The organism is Coleofasciculus sp. C1-SOL-03, from assembly GCF_040220555.1.
Classification (GTDB): domain Bacteria; phylum Cyanobacteriota; class Cyanobacteriia; order Cyanobacteriales; family Coleofasciculaceae; genus Coleofasciculus.
In genome coordinates, this window is the sequence record NZ_JAVJUO010000129.1 from 38,440 (window position 1) to 54,788 (window position 16,349).

Annotated in this window: 12 protein-coding genes and 2 pseudogenes; 7 read left to right on the top strand and 7 right to left on the bottom strand. The window is 44.6% G+C overall.

Annotation, left to right across the window (positions count from 1 at the left end; translation table 11 throughout):
• Positions 1 to 97: 97 nt before the first annotated feature.
• The 4 genes and pseudogenes from RIE73_RS20040 to RIE73_RS20055 all read left to right on the top strand — a co-directional run bounded on the left by RIE73_RS20040 (position 98) and on the right by RIE73_RS20055 (position 3,860).
• The gene (locus RIE73_RS20040) at positions 98 to 1,711 is read left to right on the top strand and encodes a serine/threonine protein kinase (RefSeq protein WP_446402853.1); all 1,614 of its coding nucleotides are present in this window, start codon (positions 98 to 100) and stop codon (positions 1,709 to 1,711) included.
• Positions 1,712 to 1,722: 11 nt separating this feature from the next.
• Entirely contained in the window at positions 1,723 to 3,171 is a 1,449-nt protein-coding gene (locus RIE73_RS20045) for a protein kinase domain-containing protein (protein ID WP_446402865.1), read from the top strand.
• Positions 3,172 to 3,226: 55 nt separating this feature from the next.
• Positions 3,227 to 3,517, top strand: coding sequence for a nucleotidyltransferase family protein (locus RIE73_RS20050; protein WP_446402854.1), 291 nt, complete (start codon positions 3,227 to 3,229; stop codon positions 3,515 to 3,517).
• Positions 3,518 to 3,542: 25 nt separating this feature from the next.
• Positions 3,543 to 3,860: pseudogene (locus RIE73_RS20055) on the top strand (HepT-like ribonuclease domain-containing protein).
• Positions 3,861 to 4,043: 183 nt separating this feature from the next.
• On the opposite strand, the gene RIE73_RS20060 reads toward RIE73_RS20055, so the two are convergent.
• Positions 4,044 to 4,484 carry a GNAT family N-acetyltransferase gene (locus tag RIE73_RS20060; protein WP_446402866.1) on the bottom strand — a complete coding sequence of 147 codons (441 nt, stop codon included), beginning with the start codon at positions 4,482 to 4,484 and terminating at the stop codon, positions 4,044 to 4,046.
• 129 nt (positions 4,485 to 4,613) lie between these two features.
• Positions 4,614 to 5,657 carry an anthranilate phosphoribosyltransferase gene (gene trpD, locus RIE73_RS20065; protein WP_446402855.1) on the bottom strand — a complete coding sequence of 348 codons (1,044 nt, stop codon included), beginning with the start codon at positions 5,655 to 5,657 and terminating at the stop codon, positions 4,614 to 4,616.
• Positions 5,658 to 5,967: 310 nt separating this feature from the next.
• Between trpD and RIE73_RS20070 the strand changes: the two genes are divergently transcribed.
• Positions 5,968 to 7,935 carry a PAS domain S-box protein gene (locus RIE73_RS20070; RefSeq protein ID WP_446402856.1) on the top strand — a complete coding sequence of 656 codons (1,968 nt, stop codon included), beginning with the start codon at positions 5,968 to 5,970 and terminating at the stop codon, positions 7,933 to 7,935.
• Positions 7,936 to 8,000: 65 nt separating this feature from the next.
• Positions 8,001 to 8,681 (top strand): HAD family hydrolase, encoded by a 681-nt coding sequence (locus RIE73_RS20075; protein WP_446402857.1) that lies wholly within the window; start codon positions 8,001 to 8,003, stop codon positions 8,679 to 8,681.
• A 35-nt stretch (positions 8,682 to 8,716) separates the two neighbouring features.
• Here the strand turns inward: RIE73_RS20075 and RIE73_RS20080 are convergent, their stop codons facing one another.
• Entirely contained in the window at positions 8,717 to 8,854 is a 138-nt protein-coding gene (locus RIE73_RS20080) for a hypothetical protein (RefSeq protein ID WP_446402858.1), read from the bottom strand.
• A 144-nt stretch (positions 8,855 to 8,998) separates the two neighbouring features.
• On the bottom strand, positions 8,999 to 9,568 hold the full coding sequence (locus RIE73_RS20085) for a hypothetical protein (protein ID WP_446402859.1): 570 nt from the start codon (positions 9,566 to 9,568) through the stop codon (positions 8,999 to 9,001).
• 381 nt (positions 9,569 to 9,949) lie between these two features.
• On the opposite strand from RIE73_RS20085, the gene RIE73_RS20090 reads away from it, so the two are divergent.
• Entirely contained in the window at positions 9,950 to 11,494 is a 1,545-nt protein-coding gene (locus tag RIE73_RS20090) for a phytoene desaturase family protein (protein ID WP_446402860.1), read from the top strand.
• Positions 11,495 to 11,766: 272 nt separating this feature from the next.
• Here the strand turns inward: RIE73_RS20090 and RIE73_RS20095 are convergent, their stop codons facing one another.
• The 3 genes and pseudogenes from RIE73_RS20095 to RIE73_RS20105 form a co-directional block, all read right to left on the bottom strand.
• Positions 11,767 to 12,912, bottom strand: a complete 1,146-nt coding sequence (locus tag RIE73_RS20095; protein ID WP_446402861.1) for a YbjN domain-containing protein — start codon at positions 12,910 to 12,912, stop codon at positions 11,767 to 11,769.
• Positions 12,913 to 12,969: 57 nt separating this feature from the next.
• On the bottom strand, positions 12,970 to 13,857 hold the full coding sequence (locus tag RIE73_RS20100) for a hypothetical protein (RefSeq protein ID WP_446402862.1): 888 nt from the start codon (positions 13,855 to 13,857) through the stop codon (positions 12,970 to 12,972).
• A 13-nt stretch (positions 13,858 to 13,870) separates the two neighbouring features.
• A pseudogene (locus RIE73_RS20105) lies at positions 13,871 to 16,349 on the bottom strand (hypothetical protein); the annotation flags it as partial.

The following is a 16,349-nucleotide window of genomic DNA, read 5'->3' on the forward strand; positions in this document are numbered from 1 at the left end:
TGCATTAGGGAATCGCCGAAACCTTTGATATATTGTAGGGTGGGCATTGCCCACCAGCATACCAGTCAGTGGCACTCATCGTAACCGAGGTGTGAGGATGCTACAACTCCCAGATGTCGTGCATCAGCATTATCAGCTTCAACAAAAGCTGGGTCAGAATGCGAGTCGTCAAACCTGGTTGGCGATGGATCTCTCGACTCAACCCAGCCAGCCAGTGATTCTCAAACTCCTCGCCTTTAATCCTCAGATGCAGTGGGAAGACTTGAAACTCTTTGAACGTGAGGCTGAAGTTCTCCAGCAGTTACAGCATCCTCGAATTCCCCGGTATCGAGACTATTTTTCCCTCGACAAGCAATCAGGAGGCGGCTTACCGTGGTTTGGTCTCGTCCAAGATTACATTCCCGGTGCTTCCTTGCAACAATGGTTAGACCAAGGAAAACGCTTTACAGAAGTTCAAGTGCGCCAGATTGCGACAGAGGTTCTGGAAATTCTCGGTTATTTACACGCTTTAAATCCACCCGTTCTCCATCGGGATATTAAACCCAGTAACCTAATTTGGGGAGAAGATGAACGAGTATATCTCGTCGATTTTGGTGCGGTGCAAGATCAGACTGCGGTTGAAGGCGTAACCTTTACCGTGGTTGGTACGACAGGTTATGCTCCCTTAGAACAGTTTTGGGGTAAAGCTGTCCCGGCGTCTGATTTATACGCTTTGGGAGCAACCTTAATTCATCTTGCTACAGGTGTGGCTCCGGCTGATTTACCCCAACGTCAAATGCGGGTTCAATTTCGCCATTACACCAGCCTCAATTCTACCTTGGTTCACTGGATTGAAACCCTAACGGAGCCTGAATTAGAGCCACGCTATAGCAGTGCGAGTCAAGCGTTAGAAGACTTGAAATTTAATCGGGTGCGCCAGAGTTTCCCACCTGCTACCCGTCAGCCTCTACATTCACGGATTCGCTGGAGAAAATCTCCCCAGCAGTTTCGGATTCAATTTCCCGCACGCGGCGGGTTATTAACAACAGCGATAAAATTAGGGTTAGGGCGAATTTTGCAGAAAACTTTTCCTCTGTTTCTCAGTGTACTAATTAGTGCCGAGATACTGATTTTATGGGGTATGCCAATCCTCTTTCTCCAAAGTAATCCCTTATTCTTTGGGCTGCTAGCGCTGACGATTATTCTGGCTTGGTTGGGGACGATTAAATTCCGAGTTATGCAGCACCTAGAACCGAAACGAGGTCATCAGAAACTGGCAAAAGTAGGCGTTCAGTTGATTTTTCGCCTAGGGTTTGGTTTAACGGTGGGACTGGTGGGAGTTGGATTAGTGGTTTTGGCAGTAATTTTTGCCTTTACTAGTGGTCATATATCCTTAGGGTTTGGGTTAGCGATCGCGGTTTTATTCGGATGGCTGATTATCAGAGGTTCGACAAAACTGGCAACCCTCTCAAATCCAGTCAGCTTTTTCCTGTTTGGACATCATCGCCTTGACTTAAAACGAGATATATTGAACATTCAACGCTTTTGGCTAGGATTTTGTTATGACACTAAAACTATAGACATTTCCCAGATTGAAACAATTAAAACAATCCCCTTCCAAGAAATCTTGATTCAAACCGAATCAACTCGTTATACGGTGGCGCAAGAATTAACTGAACCTGAACGAGACTGGTTAGTTCAGGAAATTAAAGACTGGCTAAATGAAGGATGAAGGCTAACACTATGCTCAAAGCCCAACAGATTATCAACGGACGGTATAAACTCAGACAACAGCTAGGACAAAACGCAGGGCGTCAAACCTGGTTAGCTGAAGACTTAGAAACTCAACCGCAGGAATTAGTTGTGGTTAAACTATTGGCATTTAGTCCCCAAATCCAGTGGGAGGAGTTCAGACTATTTGAGCGAGAAGCGCAAGTCTTGCAACATCTAGATCATCCGAGAATTCCTCGCTATCGGGATTATTTTTCCATTGAGGAGACAGAATCCGAGTTACCCTGGTTCGGATTAGTCCAACAGTACATTCCCGGTTTATCTCTACGCCAAAGATTAGATAAAATTCAGATTTTTAGTGAAGCTGAAGCCCAAAAGATTGCGACTGATATTTTAACTATTCTTATCTATCTCCATGAACTTAGTCCACCTGTGCTGCATCGAGATATCAAACCGAGTAATTTAATTTTGGATGATGATAGACAGGTTTATTTAGTCGATTTTGGCGCAGTCCAAGACCGAGCCAAGGCAGAAGGGGCAACGTTTACTGTAGTAGGAACCAGTGGTTATGCGGCTCCCGAACAACTGTGGGGACGGGCAGTTGCGGCGTCTGATTTGTATTCCTTAGGGGCTACGTTAATTCATTTAGTGACAGGGATAGCTCCGGCTGATTTACCCCAGAAAAATTTACGTTTACAATTTGCCGATAGAGTCAACCTTAATCCCCAATTTAGCTACTGGTTAAAAAAACTAATTGACCCCGCAACAGAACAACGATTCAGTAGTGCTCGTCAAGCGTTAGAAGCGTTAACTGCAGCGGTTGCTCCTGAAACTTCTACGAGTCAGCAGCCCCTTGATCCGGTAGCTGTTTGGGGTTTTATTGCTATTTTTATGGGAGTAATTGCTAGTGGAATTGGCATTTATTTTCCCATCGCAAATTACTTTGGAAAATCACTCATTCAATTAAAATTTGCCGAATGGGGAACACACGAAGAGGCGAGAATAGTCGTAGAATTTATGAATCGCGCCCAACAAGCTTATTATATGGACAATAATATTTTTTCAACTTCAATTAAAAAATTAAGACTAAGACTTGGCATTGGCTCAGAAACGGAATATTATAAGTATTATACTCGTGTTTTCACCGTTAATACTCCACTCCCAATCGCCATAAAAGATGACAAGACAGGCAATTTGTTTTTTAACCGTAACATCAATCAAACCTCTAGCGATTCCCATCAAATTGTCGTCAATTATGGAATATCTCGCCAGGATAACCTGAGAAGCTATGTAGGATTTGTGTTTGAGGCTGAAGTTCCAGAGTCAAGTTACCTACAACCACACATTTTTTCAATTTTATGTAAAGCAGATCACCCCGGTACTATCTATCCTTCTATCCCAACGTATAAAACTGGTCAATTAGCCTGTAGTCCTGGCACAAGTAAGGTTTGGCGAAAATAGTTATAGCCAGTGAACAAGACGCCAAAACCACTGATTTAATTTTAGGAAACAAACCATGAAACGAGATAAGGTACTAGCCATTCTCGCCGCACATCGAGAACAATTACAGGACATGGGCGTAAAATCACTGAATTTATTTGGCTCAGTCGCACGAGATGAGGCTGAGGAAAATAGTGATGTAGACTTTTTGGTAGAGTTTAATCGACCAGGGGGGTTGTTTCAACTCTTGCAGGTGCAGTATTATTTAGAAGATATTTTAGGGTGTGCTGTGGATTTGGGAACTCAGGAAGCGTTAAAAGAACATTTGCGAGACCCTGTACTTAAGGATTCAATTCGTGCCTTCTAGAGATTGACGGCTACGCCTTCAAGATATTCTACAATCCATCACTGGAATTGAGCAACGTACAGCCAACATAACCTTTGAATACTTTCAAAACAATGAAACCATTGTTAAAGCAGTTCTCTATGATTTTGTTGTGATAGGAGAAGCCACTCGAAATGTTCCTGATGAAATCCAGAACCGCTATCATACTATTCCTTGGCGTCTGATGGCGGGGATGTGAAATGTTGTCACTCACGAATATTTTCAAATTGATCTAGCCAGAGTTTGGGAAACCCTTCAAGATGATCTACCTGGATTAGTATCCCAACTCCAAGATGTGCTAGAGTGTGAAGCAAGGCAAGAATAGTTAATGAGATTAGCGTTTCTATCTGGGGGCTTGTAGGGGCGACCCGCTTTTCTTTCATGAACAACTGGAATCCACTCAATTTGCTCGGGTCGCCCTATATCGGCGTGACACAGTTAAACAGGTGCAATAATTTTTACGTTTTTTTTTAGATGCAAGGCTAATCCATTCTATTAAAGGTTAAATCTAGGATTTAAGTAATTTTATCATCTTCACATGAGCAATACCTGCTTCTTCAAATAGTTCTCCTTCGGGGAAAAAGCCGAGTTTCAGATAAAGCGATTTCACATAATCTTGAGCGTGAATAACCACTGTATTGATTTGCTGGTTGGCTGCAATGTTGAGGGCTTCTTCCATCAATCGCTTACCAATTCCTTGTCCTCGGAAATCCGATACAACAGCAAGACGTTCAATTTTAGCCGTTTGATGATCCAAATATCTCACCCTGACGGTTCCCACAGGCTGATTCTCGACATACGCCAGAATATGATCGGCGGTTTCATCTTTGCCATCCAAATCCAAACTTGGATCAACGCCTTGTTCAATGTGAAAAACCGAGCGTCTCACCCCTTGAATAGCGGCTGAATATTCTTTATAATTAGCAATCTTGAACGTGATATGGCTCATCGCGATCGCTCCATCGTTCGTAGTCAGGGATGCAAGCCTATTCACGGTAACAATTTGAGTAAAGGGCGACCCGAACAAATTGAGTACACGCCGTTGTTAATTAAAGCAAGCGGGTCGCCCCTACAGGACTTAATTCTGCAAGAACTGTATCAGTTGTTCCAATTTCGACCAAGCCGCCCCACTTTTGAGAATATCCTTTGCCTGTTCAATCCCAGCTTGGTGATCCTCCAACGCCACAACCCCAGCCACTTGCAGCGCTAACGAAGTATTTAACGCCACCACATCCTGTTGGGCGGCGGTTCCTTTCCCCTGTAAAACATTCGTTAAAATGTCCACATTGTCCGCCACCTCGCCGCCACGCAACGCCCCTGTTGGTGCTGACGTTAAGCCAAACTGTTGCGGATTCAGCGTAGACAGTCGCACCCCACCATCCGATAAAAGCGCCAAGTCGGTTTCGTCAGCCAATCCCGCTTCATCCAGATTTTCTCGTCCATGTAAGACAATTCCCTGAGGAATTCCCATTTTCTGTAAAGCATGGGCAACTGTAGATACGACATTGGCGTCAAATACGCCAATCACTTGACCTGTGGGGCGCAATGGATTGACTAGCGGTCCTAATAGATTAAATACTGTCCGCACCTTCAGAGTTTGTCGCAATGGGGCTACCGCTTTCATCGCGGGATGCCATCCCCGGGCAAACAGAAACGTCACACCCACCTCATCCAAAGCGGACTGGACTTTTTCTGGTGGGGCAGATAAATTGACGCCCAACGCCTCTAAAACATCGGCTGAACCCACTTTCGAGGAGGCGGAACGATTCCCATGTTTGGCAACCCGCACACCCGCTGCCGCCGCGACAAACGCTACCGCCGTCGATATATTGAAGGTGGATGCACCATCGCCACCTGTGCCACAGGTATCAATAACTGGCGTTTGATGGTCAATGGCGTCCTGCTGTAAGGATTGCTCCTGCAAGACTTGAGCCATTCCTGCCAATTCCGATGGAGAGACGCCTTTTGCCTGAATCGCAGCCAGAATCGCTCCCGATAACACTGGCGGAATGTCCTCGTTGAGCCATCCCTGCATCAGGTGTGCGGCTTGGTCACGGGATAATGATTGTCCGTCGAGAATCTGTTGCAGCAGGGTAGACCAGTTGGTAGGAGTTTGGATCATGTGTATCTAGAAAACTAGGAGCTTGGTTAATGACGGCTATGAAAAACTGTAATATCGTACCGGATATTATGGAGGACGATTACTGGACTAAATAAAGTTTTATTAGAGTACAAGCGTTAACATCCTCCCCCTGCCCCTCTGCTCCCCTGCTTCTGTGCACCTGTACAGGGTCAATCGAAAACGTTTCCATCTCCTGAATGTTATCATAGGCATTCAAAAACCTGACGGTACGTTAACTGAGTTGAGCGTTAACTCAAAACCCTTGCTTTATTCCCACCCCACCCGACCCAATCCAGCTAGAACCTCTGTTGTGGACACTCCATCCAAACCTGTTGAGGCACAGCTAAATGAACGTGAAGACCGCTTCCGCGCTACCGTTGAGCAAGCGACAGTTGGCATCAAACACGTATCGACGGATGGCAAAGTCATCCAGGTCAATCCCAAATTTTGTCAGATTGTTGGTTATAGCCGTGAGCAAGTTCTCACCTGCACCTGGCAAGACCTAACCCACCCTGATGACTGGGCAAGCGATCGCGCGATACTAGAGTTACTCTTAGCGGGTACTCTCGACTGTCATTGCCAACAAAAACGCTACCGACACCGAGATGGCAGTATTGTCTGGGTACAAATCACCCTATCGTTAGTGCGAACGCCTCAAGGTGATCCGAAGTACTTTTTGTTTGTCGTTCAAGATATCAGTGGCGGTCAAGGGGCTGAATCAGCATTACCACCCTCAGCAGCCCACTTGCGCGAAAAAGCTCACCGAGAAGCGTTGCTCAATCGCCTCTCGACGCAAATCCGCAACAGCTTAGACGTAGATACGATTCTGGACACAATAGTCCTGGAAATCCGCCAGCTATTGCGAATCGATCGCTGTCAGTTTATCCGGTATCATCCCGATCAAACCCCCTCTTATTGGGAAGTCGTTACCGAAGCTCGCACGTCTCAGCTTCCCGATTTGACAGGCTGCTATTGGGCGGATACTAACGACATTCTCACCCAGCAGATATTGCATCTGGACATTGTACGGGTTGATACCGTGGAAACCGTGAGCGATCCCTTATTACAAGAATTTATGCGATCGCTCGACTATCAATCTCTGTTGCTTCTCCCCCTGGAAACCCCCTCCGGAATCACCGGGGTGATTAGTTGCAGCCACACTCAGGAGACTCGCCCTTGGACAGATAGCGAAATCGAACTTCTGCAAGCAGTAATCAGTCAGCTACTCATGGCGCTCCAACAAGCTGAACGTTACGCTGCTAGCTGTCGAGCCACAGAACACGCCCGCAAACAAGCTGCCCAATTATCCAAAGCACTCCACGATTTGCAGCGCACCCAATCCCAGTTGATCCAAAGCGAAAAAATGTCCAGCTTGGGTCAACTCGTGGCAGGTATTGCTCACGAAATTAACAATCCGGTCAATTTTATTTACGGCAATCTGATTTATGCCCAAGAATATTATCAAGACCTCATCGCCCTGGTGCAACTTTACCGCACCGCTTATCCTAATCCTCCCTCTGTTATTAAAGAGCGGATGGATAGTATCGATTTGGACTTTATCTTAACCGACTTCGCCAAACTGCAATATTCGATGAAAGTTGGCGCTGAACGGATTCGGGAAATTGTACAATCGTTACGAACCTTTTCTCGCTTAGATGAGTCAGGGCGCAAGACGATAGACATTCATTCGGGTATTGAGAGTGCTTTGATGATTCTGCAATATCGACTCAAGGAGAAACCCGGATCAGCCGGAATTTGTGTGATTAAAGAGTATGAAAATTTACCGCCAGTCGATTGTTGGCCCGGACAGTTAAATCAAGTGTTCATGAATATTTTGACCAATGCGATTGACGCGATAGAGGAAAAGGAAAAATGTTATTCGTCTCCAATGGCGGCGGACAATACTGTCCCATTTTCACCAACGATTACGATTCGTACAGGTCTGAGCAAAACCGAGTCGGCACATTCCCCAATGGCTGATGGTTTAACCGACAAACACTCGAACGAAGAAATCGATCATGCTGAACCGGATAATGCTTATCTGTTTATCAGCATCGCGGATAACGGAATCGGCATGAGTCCGCAGACCCGAAAACGACTCTTTGACCCCTTCTTTACGACCAAACCTGTGGGTTTAGGGACGGGTTTAGGGTTGGCAGTTAGTTATCAAATTGTTGTCGAAAAACATGGCGGTAAGCTGTGGTGTAATTCTACCCCCCAAAACGGGTCTGAGTTGGTGGTTGAGATTCCACTTAAACAACCGCCGAACAAGCGGTGATTGGGGACGGTTTAGATCCCCTTGGTCTCCCCCGCAAACGTTCAACAGCTACTATTCTATCGATTATGCTTCAGGCATTATTATTTGATTTAGACGGCACATTAGCCAATACTGATCCAATCCATTTTCAGACGTGGCAAGATATCCTGCGTGACTATGGCTTGGAGTTTGATCACGCCTTCTACCAAACCCATTTTAGCGGTCGCCTCAATGCCGCGATTGTCAAGGATTTATTACCCCATTTATCCTTAGAAGCCGGGAAACAGTTAGGGGATGATAAAGAAGCAGAATATCGCAAACGTGCTGCCAAAGAATTAAAACCGTTAGCTGGATTGCTAGAGTTGTTAGAGTGGGCAAATCAAAAGCAACTGAAGCAGGCAGTGGTGACAAATGCGCCGAAAGATAATGCCCAATTTATGCTACACGTTCTCGGTTTAAACAAACATTTTGCCACAGTTGTTTTAGCGGAGGAACTGGAAAAGGGTAAACCTGATCCCATGCCTTATCAGGTGGGGTTAGAATTATTGGATGTATCCCCCGTTTCAGCCGTAGCGTTTGAAGACTCCCTGACTGGCGTTCGTTCCGCCGTCGGTGCGGGAATTTTAACCATTGGTGTGGCGACGACTCATGAACCAGAGGCGTTAATGGCGTCGGGGGCGAAGTTGGTGGTTAATGATTTGACTGATCCGAAGCTGGAAGCATTATTATTAGGTTTTGGACAGGAGATAAACGCCATGGCATTGTGACCGATGGGATAGGGATTGCCTTCCTATCTTAACACTTAAACCGATGATTCATTTTGCGATCGCATCTTACTATAAATATGCAAGGCTCCCATAAAAAAGAATAGCATCGCTAAACAATCTTTCCAGGTTTGGGGAGATTGGTTCATCTGAGGATGATACTGTCGATTTGCCATAACGAACTTACTGAATTCAACAGGTAAATGTCACTTAAATGTAACGCTACATTGCCAAATATAAAGAAATCTTGCAGTCACAGGTGTGATTTGACTCTTATTACGCGGTGATGCCCGTCACCGAATAAATAATTGATCTTGCCATTACAACAATAATTCATTGACGGGACAACTATCAGAACCACTATTGACACAAAACGCAAAGGCGAAAAAAATACTTTTATCTTCTCCGATAGCTTTATAAATGGCATCAAACTTATGGTAAATGTGACCAATGTTAGCCTGTTCTTGAAGCGACTTTTCGGCAAAGCCTTCACGGGAAGCAATGATATTGAAAGTCATGTCTTGACTCTTGGCATATTCTAAAGTTAGCCAAGAAACCAGTTTTTGTTCTGATGACGATAAGCTTTTATACCACGTTGCATAGAGTCTGAATAATTGTTCTGTCTTATGGGAATCCTCTTCATCCTCTTCATCCTCTTCGTCCTCTTCATCATCATCTCCATCAATCCCTAAAAAATCCGTAATTTCATCTATCGTTTCCCCAGTGCGATTAATTTCCTCAATTCCATCATTTATGCTGTCTATAATATCGTCGATCTCCTCCAGGGGAAGTGCTAAGACTGAAGTTTGATTAAACGTAACTGAGCCAATAATACAAAAAAATATAAAGCTTAATAAATATAACTTGCTAAACATCATTTCTTGTTTCATGACAATCCCGAAAATAAAACAGGATAAAACGTTGCCAGTTTTTAAGGATATATATCCTCCCAATCTAGTTTAATTTTAAAACACCCCTCGCATTTGAGTATAATTACTTAAGAATTAGGTGATATCATGTCCGCTTAAACAGTCATTATTCCCTTGTGCCTTGCAACCTTCCTCCTTTCCTTGGAGCCTTCTGCCCTCTGCCCTCTGCCCTCTGCCCTCTGCCCTCTGCCCTCTGCCTTGTCTCCACCGATAATGTAAGTATTCCACCGGACATGATATGACTCGTGATTGTCAGCGGGTAGAGTACCTAATTATATTGACAAAAGAGCCTTTTGTTATTAGGCATCCAGTCCCTCAATTAGTTCGCGATCGCAATCTATAATGAGTTGTCCAGGTATTATTGTTATTGGTAGTGGTATCGGCGGTCTAAGCTGCGCCGCAATGCTTTCCCGCTATGGTTTTGATGTCACGGTTTGTGAAAGCCACTCGATTCCCGGTGGGGCGGCACACAGTTTTATCCGCAACGGTTATACCTTTGATTCGGGTCCCTCGCTATACTCTGGCTTATCCTATAGTCCTTCGCCGAACCCCTTACGCCAAGTTCTGGATGCGATTGGTGAGGAACTCCCCTGTTTGACTTACGATACCTGGGGATGCTGTTTACCAGAGGGGGATTTTGACACCTCGGTGGGGGCGTCGCAATTTGCTGACGTACTGGCAAAGTTACGCGGGAATCAGGCGGTAGGGGAATGGCGTTCATTACAACAGGTAATGGCACCATTGGGACAAGCTGCGATCGCAATTCCCCCAGCAGCAGTACGCTGGGATTTGGGGGTAGCGTTGACGGTGGGGCGATTTGCGCCATCAATGTGGCAACATGGGCTAAATGTGATGAAGCTGACGGGACCCTTTAGTCAGATTATGGATGATGTGGTGGTTGACCCCTTCCTACGCAACTGGTTAAATCTCCTCTGTTTCCTCCTATCTGGACTTCCGGCGAATGGCACCAGCGCCGCTGAGATGGCGTTTATGTTTGCGGATTGGTATCAACCGGGTGTTGTCTTAGATTATCCCGTGGGGGGAAGTGGCGCACTCGTGGAAGCCTTGGTACGGGGACTGAAAAAACACGGGGGTCAACTGAGGCTGAATGCTCATATCGAGCAAGTTTTGGTGGAGAATAATCGGGCGGTTGGTGTGCGATTACGGGGGGGTGAGGAAATCCGGGCGCGTCAGGGGGTGGTGTCCAATGCCTCGGTTTGGGATACGCTGAAACTGATACCTGATGATGCCGTTCCGAAAACGTTTCGCCAGTCTCGACAAGCTACACCCACTTGTGAGAGTTTCATGCATCTGCATTTGGGGATTGACGCCCAAGGATTACGTTCAGATTTAGCCTGTCACCATATTGTGGTCAACGATTGGGATAAAGGGGTGACGGCGTCGCAAAATGTGGTGTTGATCTCAATTCCTTCCATTCTTGACCCCTCCCTCGCGCCACCGGGAAAACATGTAATTCATGTATATACACCGGGGAATGAACCTTACGAACTTTGGCAGGGACTTGATCGCCGTAGTGATACCTATTTACAGCAAAAGCAAGTGCGATCGCAAGTCATGTGGCAAGCCTTGGAAAGAATTATACCCGACGTGCGATCGCGGTGTGATCTGACGTTAGTTGGCACACCGTTAACCCATGAACGGTTTTTGCGACGGTATCGGGGTTCCTATGGACCGGCGATTCAGGCGGGGGTTGGTTTCTTTCCCGGAGTGGGTACACCTCTACCCGGATTATACTGCTGTGGCGATTCCACATTTCCTGGAATTGGGTTACCCGCAGTAGCAGCGAGTGGGATGATTGCAGCGAATACCCTTGCACCTGTACAGAAGCATTTAGATATGCTGAGGGAGATTGGTTGTGTTAGATGATAGTTGGTGGTTCATTCTTCATTCGGTTGATAACAATTAGCATTATGGCTCTTTACATTATTTAAATGTCTGGGATACAAGGGAAATTCGGCAAAACCCGTCATAATCTGACTTTTCGCGTTATGTGGCGCAACGTTAGTTTTAAGTGTGTAGGGGCGGGTTTCACAACTATCTTTTTGGTTGCACCCAGATGTGACTAAACCCGCCCCTAATCAGGTCTCTAGACTTCCCGTGAAAAGTTAGGTCATAATCAGTGAATCAGCGATCGCGAATTACCGCTTTTCGATTTGTGCGATCGCCTCTTCTGGTGATGCATCTCCCTGAATCACAGACTTGATTCCCGGTAGATATTGATCCATCATTGTCACGTTGGTATCAACTAAGCGCTTCATTTGAGGAAACGTGAGTGTTGACCCTTCAACGTCAATGCTGGTTTTGTAGGCAATTTCTCCCTCAGCAAAGTCTAACTCAAAATTGCCGATAATCATGCCATAATTGGCTCTAGCGATGAATTCTCCTAAACCTCGACGCTTGGATTTGGGGACTGTAACTGGGCAAATTGAGTAAAAGACGAATTGCTGTTCGTTTTCTCTGGCTCTAGCGTAGCAAGTCCATTGACCATTTTTTCCCTGGAATCCCATTTGTAATACAGGTTGTCCTTTTATCTGGTAAAAAGACCAATCATCCTGTTTAAAGAAATTGACCATTTCCTCCAAAATCTGGATGCTGGATGGTTCAGGTTCAGCGATGGTGCTGGGTACTTGCTTGTCTAGGGCATCCAGACTAACATCAGCTAATTCATCGAAGAAATTGGTTATTCCTTCAAGCAACTCAGACGTGGTTTTCTGTGTCACTTCCGATAGATTAGCCTCCGTCCAATCTTTGAAGAAGGTGGTAATTGCTTCTGCAATTTCTTCGCTTGAACCTGAAGTGGTGGCTTGAGCAAGGGCGGCTGGACTAATATAATCCCAGAGGGTACGATAGCCTATCTCGCCTGCTTCCTGTTGCTGTTTTACGGACAGTGCTAACCAATTCTCAGTAGATAGTAATGGGTGATCGGGTTGTTCTTGGCTGAGATTCAGGATATAGGTTGCAGCTTCGTCAATGGTTGTAGTGTGTCCTGCTAGGTGAGGCAGCAAATCGGGCTTTAAAAGGGTTTCGATTATGATGTTGGCTTCGGGGAGGAAGTCTCCAGTCGAGAGGGGATTACGCACTTCCGGCTTGAGATTGAATAATGCCTCTGTGTCGATGCGCTGGTAAAGTTGGGGGTTGACTTGGAAGGTGAGACGACATTCAATGAGTTCGTCGTCTTGTATGGTTAGGGCTAGGGTGACGGCGTGGATGGGTAGGGGGGTGGTGGTGCGATCGTGTAACGTTAACTCACTATTTAGGTGATAATGTTCAGTATTGGTAGTCATGCGTCACATAAAAATCCTCATCTGGAAAGTAGGTTAAAAATTCGGTTCAATTGTATTCTAAGGCGTTGTAAATACTACTTCTGTACTCGGCAAGTTAGCCACTATTCGTTCTCTTTCTTCCTGAGGAGGCAGTTCCTCTGCAAAGGTAAATCTTAAATAATTAAGATGCTTGAGATGGTGTATAAAATCGGGAAATTTCTGAAATGGTTCATCAATATCAAGCTCCAATTTTTCTAATTGTCTCAGCTGAAGCAGGTTAGCTGGTAAAAATTCAATATTTTGAACTTGAATTCCAAGTAATTTTAAACTTATCAGCGATGACAACATATTCACTAATTCGTGTATGTTCAGTTTATAGGAACGATAAATTCTCATCTTTTGGAGAGAAGATAAAAGTGTGAAGTCTCTGGGAATCGAACGCAATCCCTTTCCTTCCTCAATCTGCAATATTTCTAAATTAGGCAATGTGCAAATATTCGCCGGGAGTTCCTCGGCTCTTCTTGACATGAAATGTAGTTCCTTCAAAGATATCATAGAAGCTAGAGAAGCATTAATATCTATCTTTGCATTTTGCCTAATATCCAAGCGCTCTAGCGTTGCCAATTGGCTCAGGTTATCAGGAAGATGAGTTATTTCATTGAAGTATAACCCTAGAGAGTGAATAGAAAAGGCGGAGAGTTCTGCAAAAAACTGTTGATAATCAATGCTGGGGCTTTCATATACATAAACGGAGCTAAGCTGCTTCAGCTTTTTTGCCGAAACCCCTAAGGTCTGTAGCTGCGTCTTTTTGAGTACTAGCTTTTCCAGACGATGAAACCTGCTGATCAGAGGAGGTAGGCGCTGGAGCGGGAGACTTAGTACAACTGATCTAACAAACTCTGGATGCTCTACTCGGTCATTCAATGCTTTCAGAGCCTCAAAATCTTCAAGGATGACTTCCTTCATATCAATACTTCAATTATGATTCACTTTTTAGCACTACTGTTTTATTCTGTCGCACTCCCAAGTCAGAAAAATGCTTTCTTTGAATCGTTGATGTCTTAGCAGTCAAAGAGTATTGGCTTCTGACCTTGTCAATGTCCCTTGGAAATTCAAAGGTAATCCGCCCTTGGCTTGCCAATTCTCTCCATAATAACTTTGCCAACTTATCTTTTTCACTTAGTGTTTCCCCGCTATTTTCTTTTCGTTCCACTTCTTTCATAGCTGTTTCCAGCTTAGCAGAATCATAACTATAAGGTTCTCTCACCTCTAGCTGATTTTCCTTTTTTAAACTGTTGATAGCGTTTTGAACAGTTTTTTCGGCAATTTTCTTGTTAGTTAGCTCAAGTACTAAAGCTTCGTAAGATATATTTCCTCCTTCTCTTCTCAACAAAGTCATCACCATGTCCTTAGTAGAAGGAGCTTTTTCGCCATATATCTCATCTAGCAGTTCATTTGTTTCATTTTCACCCAAAGCCTTTTTTAAGGTTTCGCGATTGATCTTTCCATAAAGGTCAGTTCGATTGGCAGCCTGCCCATCTTTCTTAAGATTGCTAATCCTCTCTCTGTACTTCTGTTTGATGAAGTCGATATCAATCTCGTTTTTAGCTGGCAGACTAAAATCAAAGCCTCCTTTAAAAGAACTCTTGATAACTTCTTGATTGTCGGTTTCATTCTTAAGGTTTACGGTGAGAGCTGCTGGAAAATCACTATCTAATACACTTTCGTTTTTTGGAATAGAGTCGGTATCCTTAAGAATACTAAACAACTCATTTTCCTGGGTTGATGAGTGGTATTGTACTACCATTTCAAAATACATTTCTTTGTTCTTATTTTTCAGCTCCTTTATTTTATTTTCCACATTATCTCTTAGTAATGTGTTTACATTTTTTCTCGCAGGTATAACATTCCAATTGGTAAAAGGTCCATGAGCTTCCGCCGTCAACAAATGCACCCTCTCCCACGAATTTTTATTTTGCATATTGATTTTTGTGCCAAGCTCCCAACCTTTTGGATTCGGTCCTGTGCTTCCCCCAGCAGACCGTTCTCCGCTTGTATTTCCTGGCCATTTTGTCAATGGTTGTGCTACAACTTTACTGGATTTACCATTTCTCATTGTGTAGGTCACCTGCGTCAATGGGAGTTCTTCTGTATCAACTCCTCCCTTTTTAATAAGTTCCGCAAGTTCTTGTAGCTTAGTTTCAAGTAGGGCTTTAATTTCTATTTTGTTTGTATCTTCCCTGTCTTTTGTTAGTTCATCTATTTCTTCTTTCTTAGCTAAGGCTTTATCTAATGCACTATTTTCTTCTGATGTTGGTTTTGGCTCAGCATGCTTTCTCCTGCTCACCCACTTCTCAATACTTTCTGGATTGCTTGCTACCATCAGGGTTGCAGCTTCGCCTTCTCCAAGGAAAAATAGTTTGTGAGTTTTACCATCCTTAGTATTAAACTGCTCACTAACTTTCCACCACTCTACTAATGTGTTCCCTTCACCGAACAGATCAAATAGCTTTTGGAGTACATCCGCTAGAGTCTCTTCCGCTGCTTCAGTTTGATTATCCGCCTGTTCCGCCTCATTAATAGCTTTCTCATCCGCTGAGTTTTGCTTCGCCTCCTCCATTTCTTTAGCCGTTTTTTGGGCTTTCTGCTCAGTTGTACCCAGATGCTGACGAGCAGTACCCAGCAACGATTGAGCCTGTGGACGCTTATCGTCTGGTAGAGAATCCAGCTTTCCTTGCCACTCATTCAGCTTCGCCTCAACAGAAGTCGGGGTACTGGCAACCATGACAGTAGTTGAGGTTCCCTGCGTTTTTATCCACAGACGATGACTTTCATCTCCACCACTGAAGTTAACGGTTTTACCAACTTCACTATCCTCAAGCTGCTCACCTTTATTTTCACCTTGCTTTTCACCTTCTTTCTTACTCTTACCCTTGCCTTTACCAAATCCAAGCTTCTTACCAATCTTCTTGGCAAACTTAACCGCTTGAGCAATCAGCCAATCAATCGCCTTATCAATTGGCTCTTTCACCTTCTGAATGATTTCTTGAATCTTCTTACTAATACCACCTAAGCCCAACAGACTCGCCATGAAGCTAATCACCACGGGTAGCGCCTTAGACAAAGCATTCTCAATTAACTTCGCGGCTCCACCCAGCGCCCCATTCGCAATAGCTGTCACCGACTCCATCACCGCGTTCACCAATTCCACAATCTGGCTACCGCGCTCAATGAAGAACATGATGATGTCGTAAATCATTTTACAGGCTTTGGCAAACGCCGAGGCTGGATTCAACAGGCTAATCACCCACAGCACACCCTGTTTAATCACACTCTCAATCACAAAATTCTGGATGGTATCAATTACCATCACTTTCAGGTCACCAATCTTATCCTGAATGAACTGCCACAGACCCGCTAATCCTTCATTCTTCAAGATAACGAAGATTTCAAAGGTC